The sequence below is a fragment of the Alcanivorax sp. S6407 genome, from assembly GCF_023016115.1.
GTDB lineage: Bacteria > Pseudomonadota > Gammaproteobacteria > Pseudomonadales > Alcanivoracaceae > Alcanivorax.
In genome coordinates this window covers 155,622-168,998 of sequence record NZ_JALKBH010000007.1, presented here as the reverse complement: position 1 = coordinate 168,998, position 13,377 = coordinate 155,622, and the positions used below count along the sequence as shown (strand labels likewise).

The window sequence follows — 13,377 nt, the reverse complement described above, 5'->3', positions numbered from 1 at the left end:
GTCGCGCCCAACAATGGTCAGGACCATTTCCGCCCTTGTGGACGACAGGCCTGCATGATCAGATTGGGCGCCTATCATGGCGCAGTTTGACGCCGCAGTAAAACAGGAGTGAAACATGGAATACCGTCGTCTCGGGCGCACCGACCTGAAGGTGAGCAGCCTGTGCCTTGGCACCATGACCTGGGGCAATCAGAACACCAGCGAGGAAGGCCATGCCCAGATGGACATGGCGCTGGATCACGGCATCAATTTTTTCGACACCGCCGAGATGTATGCGGTGCCCGCCAGCCCGGAAACCTCTTTCCGTACCGAAACCATCATTGGTGAGTGGTTCGCCAACACCGGCAACCGCGACAAGGTCATCCTGGCGACCAAGGCGGCCGGCCCCGGCGATTACGTCAAGCATATCCGTGGCGGCCCGCGCTTTTCTGCCGACAGCATGGCAGACGCACTGGAAGGCAGCCTGAAACGCTTGCAGACTGACGTGATCGACCTGTACCAGCTGCACTGGCCTGAACGCACCACCAACTATTTCGGCCGGCTGGGCTACAAGCACCGGGACGGCGAAGACGGCATCGCCATCAGTGAAACCGTTGCCGGCCTGAAGAAACTGATGGATGCCGGCAAGATCCGCCACTGGGGACTCTCCAACGAAACCCCATGGGGCGTGATGACCTTTATTCATGAAGCAGAAAAGATCGGCCTGCCCCGCCCGGTGAGCATCCAGAACCCCTACTCCCTGCTCAACCGAAGCTACGAAGTGGGCCTGGCGGAAGTGAGCCATCGTGAAGACGTGGGCCTGCTGGCCTATTCTCCGCTGGCCTTCGGCATGCTCACCGGCAAGTACCGCAATGACAACTGGCCGGAAAAAGGCCGCCTGACCCTGTTCAAACAGTTCTCCCGCTACACCAATGCCGAGTCCATTGCCGCCACGGAAGCCTACTGCCAGCTTGCAGAGGAACGCGGCATCCGTGTCACCCAGATGGCCCTGCAGTTCGTCACCACCCGCCCCTTCGTCACCAGCAACATCATTGGCGCCACCAACCTTGAGCAGCTAGAGGAAAACCTGAAGAGCGTGGACCTGTCCCGGGACAAGGAGCTGGAAAAAGCCCTGGAAGCGATTCATACCCGCTTCCCGTATCCGGCACCTTAAGAGAGACGCAACACGCATCACGCTGCACGCACCATGCACAGAAAACAGGGCCGCTATCGCGGCCTTTTGTTTGACTGCCTGACTGCCTGACGCCTGACGCCTGACGCCTGACGCCTGACGCCTGACGCCTGACGCCTGACGCCTGACGCCTGACGCCTGACGCCTGACGCCTGACGCCTGACGCCTGACGCCTGACGCCTGACGCCTGACGCCTGACGCAAAAAAGGCCCGCCCGGTTTCCCGGGCGGGCCTTTTTTGCGTCGGCACAACACTCGCTAGAACCTGCTGTAGGAACCGGAGTGCAACGGAGGTAACAGCCGCAGGCTGGCCCGTAGGGTGAGCGAAGCGAATAACTTGCCTGCAAGCGATCCGAGCCTTGGCTAGGTAAGGATTCCAGAAGAGAGTTTCGAGTGACGAGTTTCGAAAACCTAAAACCATTGGCCAGATTCGGGGGTTGTGTTTTGCCTTTCGAAACTCGCTTCTCGCAACTCGAAACTCATTCCTCGCCAAGGCTCGGATCGCTTGCAGGCAAGCTCCAACAGCGGCTTTGACCATAACACCACAGCAGCTCCGCCCAGCCCCATAGCCGCTCTGACAAAGGCTCTTGACGACAACGCTCCTGCCATGCCAATGTTAACACCGTTAACTTAAATAACGGATCAGCATGGCACGCACCGCATACCACCACGGCGACCTGCAGCAGCAGGCCCACCAACAGGCTCTGGATATTGTCCGCGAGCATGGCGACAGCGCCATCAGCCTGCGGGCATTGGCCAGGCAGCTGGGGGTGAGTGCCCCGGCCCTGTACCGCCACTTTGCCGACCGCGAAAGCCTGCTGGCCGAACTGGCTATCAGTGGCTTTGAATGGTTGCGGCAGCGATTACTGAGCGTGGATCAATCCGATTCCCGTCAGGCGTTGATCGGCATTGGTCTCGCCTATGTGGCCTTTGCCCAGCAAGAACCCAATCTCTATCGCCTCATGTTCGGCGGCCGGGTATTGCCACAGGGGGTGCATCCACGCCTGGACGAGGCGGGAAAAAATGCCTTTCAGGTACTCGAAGACACCATTGCCAGCGCCAGCGAGTGCGGCTACCTGAAGCCCATGCCGCTAGCACTGATGACTGCAACAGCCTGGTCTCTGGTCCATGGCCTGTCGCTACTGACCATCGACGGGCATTTGCCCGCAGCGGACACCGAATCGCATCTCGCCGAGGGAGTCACCAGCCTGTTGCTGGATGGCGCCATCGCCACGCCCCCCAACTCAAAGAACAACGAGGACACCCCATGAGCAGCCCCCAACCCAGCACCATTCGTGTCGGTCGTCGCTATCGTGCCAATCGCCTCAGCGGCCCCTATGACGCCATCATTATCGGCTCCGGGATCGGTGGCCTGACCGCCGCTGCCTGCCTCAGCAAACTTGGCAAGAAGGTGCTGGTGCTGGAGCAGCACTATACCGCCGGCGGCTTTACCCACAGCTACGACCGTAATGGTTACGAATGGGACGTAGGGGTGCATTACATCGGCGACATGGGCGCAAAACACACCATGGCTCGGCGACTTTTTGACTATGTCACCGACAACCAGCTGCAATGGGCCGCCATGGATGCGGTGTACGACCGGCTCTTTATCGGTGAGCGCCAGATCGATCTGGTCGCCGGCCCCAAACCCTTCGCCGATGAACTGAAAAAGCAGTTCCCGGGAGAGGAACAGGCCATCGATACCTATATGGATTATCTTGCCCAGGTGGCAAAGGCCATGCCCGGCGTCACCCTCGGCAAGGTATTGCCGAAACTGCTGGCCGGCCCATTCAGCCATCTCGCCCGCCGCAAGGCCCCCGCTTTCCTGAACCAGACCACCCAGAAGGTGCTGGAAAGCCTCACCAGCAATCAGGAGCTGATCGCCGCCCTTACCGGCCAATGGGGCGACAACGGCATGGTGCCCAGTGAATCCAGCTTCATCATTCATGCCCTGATTGCTCGTCATTACCTGCATGGCGGCTACTACCCCATTGGCGGCGCCTCGGAAATGGCCAAGACCATTATCCCGGTGATCCAGCAGGGTGGCGGCGAGGTATTCACCTACGCGGACGTAAAGGAAATCCTGATTGAGAACGGCAAGGCCGTGGGCGTTCGCATGGCAGACGGACAGGATATCTTTGCCCCGGCCATCATCAGCAACGCCGGGGTATTCAACACCTTTGGTCCGCTGCTGCCGGACAACGCGCCTCACAAGGATTTCTACCAGATGAAGCTGGGGCAGGTTCAGCGCTCCATGGCCAGCGTCTGCCTATATATCGGCATCCAGGACAACGCCGAAAACCTGCAACTTCCGAAGACCAATTTCTGGATCTATCCCGGAAGCGACCACGCCGGTCAGGTTGAGGCGTTCCTTAACGACCCGGAACACCAGGAAATCCCGCTCACTTATATTTCCTTTCCCTCCGCCAAGGACCCGAGCTTTGCGGAGCGCTACCCCGGCCGTGCCACTATCGAGATCGTCGCCCCCGGGCCCTTCGAGTGGTACGAGGAGTGGGCCGACAAACCCTGGGGCAAACGCGGCGACGATTACGAGGCGAAAAAGGAAGCGTATTCCCAGCGGCTGCTGGAAAAGCTCTACGAAAAAATGCCACAGCTGCGCGGCAAGGTGGATTACTACGAGCTGTCCACACCACTGTCCACGGATTATTTCTGCCGCTACAGCACGGGAGAAATTTACGGACTGGACCATACCCCGGAACGGTTCGAGCAGGACTGGCTGAAACCCAAGACCCGCATTCCCGGGCTCTATCTGACCGGACAGGACATCATGACCTGCGGGGTGGTGGGCGCCATGATCGGCGGCCTGCTTACCACCATTGCCGTGGGTGGTGCCAAGAGCCTGCCGCTGGCCAAGAAGATGTTTGTGGGCTGATGCATATACCGTTCTGGCTGGGGGTAGCTGGCCTCGCCCCCATCATCCTTCCACAGGCCTTGCACACCCGCCGCACCACCTTGCGACTGCCGGAAGGCTCAGGCCCTTCAGAAGGCCAATGGGGTGACGGGAACCCTGGCCTGCGGCTGCTGGTCATCGGCGAGTCCACCGCCGCCAGTGTGGGCGTGGACAGCCACCAGCAGGGACTGGCCAGCCAGCTCGCCCGGCAGCTGAGCCAGCAGGGCAAAACTGTGGCCTGGCATACCAGAGGCACCAATGGCATCCGCATGGCCGCACTGCTGGATCAGTTACGTCGCACAGGTGAATTGCCCGCCTGCGACGCAATCTTTATCAGCATGGGAGTGAATGACACCACAGGTCTGACCACAAGAAAGCAGTATTACCGACAGTTGGAACAGCTGATCGGTATACTCAGGGATCGCCGCCCAGACGCCGTGATCTATCTTCTTGCGATCCCTCCCATGCATCGCTTCACGGCTTTGCCCTCACCACTGCGAGCCATGCTTGGCTGGCGATCAAGACTGCTGGATCTGCAGCAACAAAAACTGGCCCATGCGCTGCCCGGGCTGCTCCACCTTGGCTATCCCGATCTGGATAATCCCGCCCTGCTGGCCCGGGACGGCTACCATCCTGGCGAACTGGGTTACCAGGTCATGGCGGAGGCCATCGCCAGACAGATCAGTTAAACACCATGCCGATGCCGAAGCGCCACAACCCCTGATCCACGGTATCCACTCCGCGCCCCACATCCAGCCACTGCTGGCTGTAGCCGGCACGCACAAAGGTGCTGTCATCAATATCCAGCCGCAGGCCCGCTCCGGCTTCGTAGCTGAACACCGTATCAGACAGAGTAGGAGTCGACAGACCACAGTAATAACCCCACCAGGGATCGTACCAGCACACCGGCACCGACGGGCCGGTGGCCACATTGGTATCCAGGTAGGTCGCCCCCAGTGCACCATGCACGTAGGGTGTCAGTGCCTTGTCAAAGAAATGCCAGGTTCCATGCAGGTTCATGGTGGTCATTTCCAGCTCGCCCCGACCATCAAAACTGCCATTGGCATCGGACGTTGTGTCAGTGCGAAAATCTGTTTCTACCCACTCCATGGCAAACCCCAGCGCAAGGTGCTCGTCATGGTTATAGGCCATGTCAAAACCGAAACCGACATCATCGGTAATGTCGACACTGGAGCCTCGCTCTCCGGTCACCTTTTGCCCTTGCAGGCCAATCACCCGGATACTGCCCTCCCAACGTTCAGCACGATAGCTGTTGGGAATTTCCGCCAGCAACTGCGCAGGAATGGCCAAAAACAACAACACAGAAAATACGTTTTTTTTCATGTTCATCCTTTTCCAGAAGTGGCTGACCACCGTCAGACAGGACAGCTGCGGGAATGTGCGGCTACTGAGGCCTTCCAGTAGGAGCGTCGGTTAATCGCTTCGCTCACCCTGCGGGCGCTCCTTCGCTGCGTTCGGTGACAGCGCGATTCCAAACCGGGATCAAAAGAGGATTTACCACAGAGAGCACAGAGATCACAAAGAAAAGACGATTCTCAACTCTGTGTGGCCTGTGCCCTCTGTGGTAAGTCCGCTTTTGATCTTTGCGTGCTGCATGTTGCGTGAAGCGTGTTGCAGCCGCGAAGCGGCATAAAAAAGCGAGCCGGAAAGGCTCGCTTTTTTATATCACGGGAAAGCAAATAAATCAGAAACGGTAGCTCATCTGCGCACCGATCACATCGGCATCCAGCTCGAATTCACCCAGCAACTGTCCCCGCTCTACCAGATTGGTATCCGCATCATCCACAAAGATATGGGTGTAAACCAGATCGATATCCATGTTGTCTGCAGGTTTGAAGCCAGCACCGATGGAGACACCGGTCTTGGCAGAATCGGGAGAAGTCGGCGAACGGTTTTCCGAGCTCTGGGTGGAATCTTCCTGGTAAACGCCAAATCGCAACACGGTTTCGCTGGCCAACGCATGGCGTACCCCCAGCGAATAGCGAGTGGTGTTACCCCAGCCAAACTCCTGCACAACAGGGCTGGGAATCGGCGCACCAGTATGCTCAATCACCAGCTCGTCCAGGTTGCTCCATTCCATCCATTCTACCCCGAACAGTAACTGTGTCCGCTCGGACAGATCACCGGCGTAGGAGAACTGCAGGGAAGCCGGAAGATCCACAGAGGTTTTACCGCTGTAGGTTCCCGCCAATGCGGCGGCCACAGCAGGAGGGATACCTTGTGCGATCAATGGCAGCGGAGAGAAGGTGATATCACCGTCAATGTCGTATTCCACCTTGGAGCGATACGCCAGACCAAAGTGGTTGTTGTCATCCGCATCGAAAGTCAGGCCGATGTTCCAGCCGAAGGAATCATCATCCCCTTCCAGCCGCGTAAAACTGCTTTCCAGATCGGCCTCAATCTTTTGATAGTTGAGCCCGACACCCACATTCAGGTTGTCGGTGACCTTGATGCCCAGCGCAGGATTGATGTTGTAGGCCTTCAGATCCGACATGGTGGCGTAGCGGTCACCGGTAGTGGGTGAAAAGGGCGCCAACGGATCGGCAGCCACATTACCCCAGTTATCCTCGTATTCGATCTTGGTACCGAAGGGGGCGGTGATGCCGAGGCCGAAGGTCATGGTGTCACTCACCGGCAGGGCCAGAAAGGCACTTCCCAGCACCGGATCCAGATCTTCAAAATCACCCGGACCTGACGGGCCCTGGGTCTTGAAAGACGTATCCACTGTCAAATACTGCACGGCAGCGGTCAGTTCCGATTGCTTCAAACCAGCCAGGGTCGCCGGGTTGTACCACTGGTTGGAGGCATTCTCGCTAAGGACGGCTGCGCCGGCAAAGGCGGTGCCCTGTGCCGAAACAGACTGCTCACTTACGGCAAATCCCGTCGCCAGTACCTGAGCGGAAAAAAGGCTGGCAACCGTAGCCACAAGCACTTTCGCATGGGTTCTTTTCATTGTGACTCTCCCTGATCTCAATAAAACAACTCAAACACGCTGGGCTCAAAGACCCTTATTTGTATAAAAAACCGACAACTTACGGTTACTTCCCAGCCTATGCCTAACATTTGGCGCAAAAAAGCAATTTTTTGTAAAACGGGGAAGTCGTCGCAGGGACAGGGAAGTCAGCTGAAATGAGGAGGGAACCAGCTGGCGCACGGTTTTGCTTTTCGCATGTTGCATGTTGCATGTTGCATGTTGCATGTTGCGTGTTGCGTGTTGCGTGTTGCGTGTTGCAGCCGCAGAGCGGCCCAAAAAAAAGGCCGCCCGAAGGCAGCCTCTTTTATTCGGAACCCGACGAGAATCAGTCGGCCAGTACCGCCTTGGCGATGATGGTCTTCATGATTTCGTTGGTGCCGCCATAGATACGCTGTACACGGGAATCGGCGAACATGCGGGCAATCGGGTATTCCCACATGTAACCGTAACCACCGTGCAGCTGCAGACACTCATCAATCACTTCGCACTGCAGGTCAGTGATGTAGTACTTGGCACCGGCTGCGGTGGGGATATCCAGCTCTTTCTTCAGGTGCAGTTCCAGACAACGGTCCACATAGCAGCGAGCCACTTCAAGCTTGGTGTGGATTTCCGCCAGCTTGAACTGGGTGTTCTGGAAATCAGCAACAGACTTGCCGAACGCCTTGCGCTCTTTCACGTATTCAACGGTCTGCGCCAGCGCAGACTCGGCCATGGCCAGACCACCGATGGCGATACCCAGACGCTCCTGGGGCAGTTCCTTCATCAGGTAGATGAAGCCCATGCCTTCTTCACCCAGCAGGTTCTCGGCAGGCACCTTCACGTCCTGGAAGAACAGTTCGGAGGTATCCTGGGCCTTCATACCCACCTTCTTCAGGTTGGTGCCCTTTTCGAAACCTTCCAGGTTGGTGTCGACCACGAACAGGCTGATGCCCTTGGCACCCTTGGTCGGATCGGTCTTGGCAACCACGATCACGATGTCAGCGTTCTGACCATTGGTGATAAAGGTCTTGGAACCGTTCAGCACATAGTGGTCACCCTGCTTAACAGCGGTAGTCTTCACACCCTGCAGGTCAGAACCGGCACCCGGCTCGGTCATGGCGATGGCACCGATGCACTCACCGGTAACCATCTTCGGCAGGTACTTCTCTTTCAGGAACTCGCTACCGTTATGCTCAATGTAAGGGGCAACGATCTCGGTGTGCAGACCCCAGCCGATGCCGGTGAGGCCCAGGCGGGAGATTTCCTCGTTGATCACCACGCTGTACAGGAAGTCGGCTTCGATACCGCCGTACTGCTCTTTCACCATCGGGCACAGGAAGCCCTGTTCGCCAGCCTTCAGCCACACATCGCGCGGCACAACACCCTGCTTTTCCCATTCTTCGTTATAGGGAACAGCTTCGGCTTCCAGGAACTTGCGAACGGTATCGCGGAAGGTTTCGTGGTCAGAACTGAACAGCGTACGGGGGATCATGAATCTCTCCGGTCTCGTGTTATGGGAGCTGCCCCGAAACCGGACATGGCCGGGGCACAGAATGCCCCATGATGTTCACTTACCCCTTGAGTGGGCAATGACCGAATAGATCACGCCCCTTTGGCGCTGAGAATTCCGGCCAATATTCGTGAAAGCTGCGCCAACGGCGTAGCCAGGCGGCTATCAGGCCCGATGCTCGCGCCCAAGATATTCAGAAGACTGCATTTCCTGCAGACGGGAGCGGGTACGCTCGAATTCGAAGTCCAATCGGCCACCGGCATAGATATTTTCGATGGGCGCTTCGGCGGTAATCACCAGCTTGACGGCGCGATCGTAGAACTCATCCACCATATTGATAAAACGGCGGGCCATATCATCCTTGCTGGCGCTCATCTGCTCCACATTACTCACCAGCACGGTATGGAATTCCCGCGCGATCTCGATGTAATCGGTCTGGCTGCGCGGGCCATCACAAAGCGCCTTGAAATCGAACCAGACCACGTCATCAGCACATTGCAGTGCCGGGATCTTGCGTCCCTCAATGAGAATATTGCAGGACTCACGATGGCGGGAGTGGTCGGGTTCCAGAGTCTGGAAGCGCTCACGCATGAAGGCATCCGCCACTTCCCCGAGAGGGCAATGATACAGCTCCGCCTGCTCCAGCAGACGCAAGCGGTAATCCGTGCCGCCATCCACATTCAGCACCTGGGTGTGCTGCTTGAGCAGCTCAATGGCAGGCAGAAAACGGGCTCGCTGCAGACCGTCCTTGTAGAGACCATCCGGCACGATATTGGAGGTAGCCACCAGGGTTACGCCATTGGCGAACAGCTCCTCCATCAGCCCGGCCAGAATCATCGCATCGGTAATATCGGTGACGAAGAATTCGTCGAAGCACAAGACCCGGGCCTGGCTGGCAAATTTGCGGGCAATGTTAATCAGCGGGTTCTTTTCGCCTTGCCGCTCGCGCATTTCACGATGCACCTTCTGCATGAAACGGTGGAAGTGCATGCGGCGTTTTTCCTCAAAGGGCAGCGCCTCGAAGAACACATCCATCAGGTAGGTCTTGCCACGGCCCACGCCACCCCACATGTACAGTCCCATCTGCGGCTGGGGTTTGCGAAAACGGCCAAGCAAGCCGCCCTTTGCCGGCGCTTCCAGCAAACGATGGTAAAGATCATCCAGCGCTTCCACGGCCTGCAACTGGGCGGCATCCTGGAAGAAATCCGGGCGCTGGAGGTCTGCCTTGTATTGTTCGAGTGGGGTCATAGTCATCAGTACAACAGATATGAGCGGGCAAATTTAGCGCCGGTAAAAGGCACAGGCAATGGTGGTATCAGGCCGGCAGATGACTGGCCGCCGCTTCCTTCAGCTCCACCAGACGGCCATGGAAAAAATGGCCGCATTCGGGGAAGCGAATCAGGTCCGGTTGTAACGGTGTGGCAGCCGCCCACTGGAACACCTGCTCGGCGGGTACCACTTCATCCTCTTCTCCCTGCACCACGGTCACCGGACAGCCGGTTTTTTCAATCTCTGTGAACGGATAATGATGCACCGGCGGCGCCACCAGCAGCAGGTGGTTAACCGGATCGCCGTTGGCACAAAGAATTTCGGCGCCACGGGCGGCCACGAAACTGCCAAAGGAAAAACCGGCAAGCCACAATGGCAACTGCGGCCATTGCTGACGCAGCCAGCTGTGCACCGCGAGCAGGTCCTCGGTTTCCCCGATACCGTCGCTGTAAGCCCCCTGGCTTTCACCCACACCCCGGAAATTGAAACGCACCACAACACCGCCCTGATCACGCACCATACGGGTCAGAGTGGTGACCACCTTGTTGTCCATGGTGCCACCGAACAGCGGATGGGGATGACAGACAATGGCAATAAACTCCGGCGCGTCACTGCCCTGCTCGATGACCGCTTCCAATTGGCCAGCCGGCCCGGCCAGCTGTTCACGTTTCGCCGCCATCTGTCTCCCCTGTCGAAGAATTGTTACGAGTTATCCCCTTGGCGACTCACCGGCACTGTGCTGCAATAGTCTCGAGTCTGTCGCCACGTTCAGGTGACATTGTACAGGAGTATGCCATGGATATGCTGACAACCGGGGTGCTGAGCTTTGCTGCCGGCGTAATCGTTGGAGCGGGCCTGCTATTCTGGCTGTTACCGGCACGGCGCCAGGCCGGCCAGTTGATCAGGGATCGGGATGAGGCGCGCCAGGCGCTGAATCATTATCGCGAGCAGGTGGACGATCATTTTCTGCATACCGCGGAACTGGTCAACGACATGACCCAGGCCTATCGCACCGTCCATGAGCATCTTTCTCGCGGCGCCCAGGCGCTGTGCTCCGAGGGAGGCCGCAAGCGGGCCGTGGCCAAGTCGCTGGACTCCGCGTCCAACCGGGAAAACTCCAACCCGGTTTCTCCACCGCTGGATTATGCTCCCAGCGCCAAGGGCGGTACTTTGGCCGAGGATTTCGGCCTGCGCAATAACAAGGTGGAAGGCCCGTTCGAGCCGGTGGATGTGGCCCCCACGGCGGTACCTGATGCCATCGTGGAGCCGCCCCGAGATTATGCCGAGGGCTGCGACGAGCAGGGCTGCCCCCCGGAAGAAGACAAAAAGCGAGAAGTCTGACGCCGAACGTCAAAGAGCAGGATCAGGAACGGAAATGCCGGCAAGGCATTTCCGTTTTTTATGCCCGGTGAGGCCGGGTGGGAGATTCTGCTTGAGGAACGAATGGCACCGTATCTGCCATTCCCGTTACGCCCAGTAGAAAGTTCAAAGTTTAAAGTTTAAACGCGGCGAACCCTTGTGGGGTTTGCGGTTCCGTGCCCGCGCCCCCATGCGGGCGCGGGCACGGCTATCGAGGAATGACCAACTTCACCGCGCATTTCAACTTTGAACTTTAAACTTTCAACTCAGCCCCTATGGCAGGAAGGTATCCGGCACCCGCACCGGCACCGCCAGCTCATCCACCTCGATCTCTGCCGGCAACATTCCCGCCGGGTCGCCATCCGCCTGTATCGGCTCCTCAGCCCCTTCACACTGGATGGTGACCTTGCCAGCACGCAGGCTGGCCACCCCATCTACCTGTTCCATGCGGCCGAATAACAGGGCCGTCAGGCATCCGATCAGAAAACGTACGCCCGGCTTCTGGAACAACAGCACCTGCACCTGGGGGCGAAGGATATTGGCTTCCCGGCTGAGCACAAAGCTGCCACCGTAATGCTTGCCATTGGTGACAATGGCGGAAAAACAGTCCAGCGGACGACCATCCACGGTGACCCGGTAGCGGCGCTCCCCGTAACGACCGATTTGCCCGAGCATGGCCAACACATAGGCCAGCTTGCCAAACCGCTTCTTGATAGCCAGATCCACGCCATCAACAACCCAGGCGTCATAGCCGATGCCACACATCATGATGAAGCGGCGGCCATTCAGACGCGCCGGGGTGACCGGCACGCTCTTGCCATTCACAACGACCCGGGCAGCCTCTTCCGGCTTTTTCGGCAGGCCCAGTTCCTTGGCCAGCACATTGGCGGTACCCGTGGCGAACACCCCCATGGCCACGCCCGGAGCCAGACCGTTAAGCACCTCGTTGGTGGTGCCATCGCCGCCCACCGCAACAACGCAATCGCCCTGATCCTCCAGTGACTGCAAATAGCGGGTGGCATCATTGGGTCCGGTGGTGTGATAAAGACGCACCCTGGCCTGCTGACGCTCCAGTTCGGCCACAAAACGGCAAAGCAGCGCCTCCCGGCCGCCCCCTGCCGCCGGATTGTAGATAACGGTGATATTCATGACTGCGGGTAAATCCTCGTACTACTGCCGGTTGGGCATGACTGCGCGTCTGCGCACGCTTGCTAGGCCGGATTGTCGATGTCGATAAAGGTATGCTCGATGCCGTAATTGTCGCTGAGCCATTGGCCCAGCGCCATGGCGCCATAGCGCTCGGTGGCATGGTGACCACAGGCGAAGTAGTGAATGCCGGTTTCCCGGGCGAAATGCGTGGTGGGCTCGGAAATTTCGCCACTCAGATAGGCATCCACCCCCTTGAGTTGGGCCTTGTCGATGAAGCCCTGGGCGCCGCCTGTGCACCAGGCGATGGTTTCAATCTCGTCGCCGGGATCGCCCACATGCAAGGGAGTTCGCCCCAATACAGCTTCAGCCTGGGAGCAAAATTCTTCCGCGCTCATGGGACTGTCCAGGCGTCCCACATTACCGATGGGTGTGGCGGAATCGTCCAACCCACCTTCAATGGTGAAACCCAGGCGGCGCGCCAGCTGGGCGTTGTTGCCCAGAGTCGGATGGGCATCCAGCGGCAGGTGATAAGCAAACAGATTGATATCATGGCGCAGCAGGGTCTGCAGGCGCTGCTTCTTCATACCACGAACACGCTGCTCCTCCCCCTTCCAGAAGTAACCATGATGCACCAGGATCGCGTCGGCCTCTTCCACGATAGCCGCATCAATCAAGGCCTGACAGGCAGTCACACCACTCACCACCCGGCGAATCTGCTCCCGGCCTTCCACCTGGAGTCCATTGGGGCAATAGTCCTGGAAACGGTCTGCCGCCAGTTCCTGGTCGAGAACAGACAGCATGTAATCGCGCTTGAGCATGACACCTACCGGGCAATATCCTGAACATGGAGGCCGAAATACCGCGCAATCACACTCCACCGGGAGGCTGACTGCACGGCGGCAGCGCTAGAATTTCACTGCCACAGGCCCTACTATGCGCGCAGTTTACCTACCCGGGCCTGCACTTGTCTCGCCACCCGGCTGTTCTCAACGCTCAGCCAGCAGGGGACAATCGGTTACCGCATACCTATTGGGG

At 58.3% G+C, this 13,377-nt stretch carries 12 protein-coding genes; 5 read left to right on the top strand and 7 right to left on the bottom strand.

The features are described 5' to 3' along the window. Positions 1-115: 115 nt before the first annotated feature. From MWU49_RS14940 to MWU49_RS14925, 4 genes are all read left to right on the top strand, one after another. Complete coding sequence (locus MWU49_RS14940) at positions 116-1,153, top strand: aldo/keto reductase (protein WP_246973847.1); 1,038 nt, start codon at positions 116-118, stop codon at positions 1,151-1,153. Positions 1,154-1,817: 664 nt separating this feature from the next. Further along, entirely contained in the window at positions 1,818-2,441 is a 624-nt protein-coding gene (locus MWU49_RS14935) for a TetR/AcrR family transcriptional regulator (RefSeq protein WP_246973845.1), read from the top strand. Continuing rightward, a complete protein-coding gene (locus MWU49_RS14930) occupies positions 2,438-4,063 on the top strand; it encodes an NAD(P)/FAD-dependent oxidoreductase (protein WP_246973844.1) in 1,626 nt (541 codons plus the stop codon). Before MWU49_RS14935 ends, MWU49_RS14930 begins: the two co-directional genes overlap by 4 nt. After that, positions 4,063-4,770: an SGNH/GDSL hydrolase family protein gene (locus MWU49_RS14925; RefSeq protein ID WP_246973843.1), complete on the top strand. Its 708-nt coding sequence runs from the start codon at positions 4,063-4,065 to the stop codon at positions 4,768-4,770. The genes MWU49_RS14930 and MWU49_RS14925 overlap by 1 nt, the downstream gene beginning before the upstream one ends. On the opposite strand, the gene MWU49_RS14920 is transcribed toward MWU49_RS14925, so the two are convergent. From MWU49_RS14920 to MWU49_RS14900, 5 genes are all read right to left on the bottom strand, one after another. Next, on the bottom strand, positions 4,763-5,425 hold the full coding sequence (locus MWU49_RS14920) for an outer membrane beta-barrel protein (RefSeq protein WP_246973842.1): 663 nt from the start codon (positions 5,423-5,425) through the stop codon (positions 4,763-4,765). The genes MWU49_RS14925 and MWU49_RS14920 overlap by 8 nt on opposite strands. 361 nt (positions 5,426-5,786) lie before the next feature. After that, the gene (locus tag MWU49_RS14915) at positions 5,787-7,055 is read right to left on the bottom strand and encodes an outer membrane protein transport protein (RefSeq protein ID WP_246973841.1); all 1,269 of its coding nucleotides are present in this window, start codon (positions 7,053-7,055) and stop codon (positions 5,787-5,789) included. Between the two features lie 346 nt (positions 7,056-7,401). Further along, entirely contained in the window at positions 7,402-8,547 is a 1,146-nt protein-coding gene (locus MWU49_RS14910) for an acyl-CoA dehydrogenase family protein (protein ID WP_246973840.1), read from the bottom strand. Between the two features lie 183 nt (positions 8,548-8,730). Beyond that, entirely contained in the window at positions 8,731-9,813 is a 1,083-nt protein-coding gene (gene zapE, locus MWU49_RS14905; RefSeq protein WP_246973838.1) for a cell division protein ZapE, read from the bottom strand. A gap of 67 nt (positions 9,814-9,880) precedes the next feature. Then, positions 9,881-10,513 carry an alpha/beta fold hydrolase gene (locus tag MWU49_RS14900; protein WP_246973837.1) on the bottom strand — a complete coding sequence of 211 codons (633 nt, stop codon included), beginning with the start codon at positions 10,511-10,513 and terminating at the stop codon, positions 9,881-9,883. Between the two features lie 116 nt (positions 10,514-10,629). Here MWU49_RS14900 and MWU49_RS14895 point away from each other — a divergent pair, with 116 nt between their 5' ends. After that, a complete protein-coding gene (locus tag MWU49_RS14895; protein WP_246973836.1) occupies positions 10,630-11,175 on the top strand; it encodes a YhcB family protein in 546 nt (181 codons plus the stop codon). Positions 11,176-11,466: 291 nt separating this feature from the next. On the opposite strand, the gene MWU49_RS14890 is transcribed toward MWU49_RS14895, so the two are convergent. Both MWU49_RS14890 and MWU49_RS14885 read right to left on the bottom strand, forming a co-directional pair. Then, positions 11,467-12,342 (bottom strand): diacylglycerol kinase family protein, encoded by an 876-nt coding sequence (locus MWU49_RS14890; protein ID WP_246973834.1) that lies wholly within the window; start codon positions 12,340-12,342, stop codon positions 11,467-11,469. A 62-nt stretch (positions 12,343-12,404) separates the two neighbouring features. Next, on the bottom strand, positions 12,405-13,160 hold the full coding sequence (locus MWU49_RS14885; RefSeq protein WP_246973833.1) for a Nif3-like dinuclear metal center hexameric protein: 756 nt from the start codon (positions 13,158-13,160) through the stop codon (positions 12,405-12,407). Between the last annotated feature and the right edge of the window lie 217 nt (positions 13,161-13,377).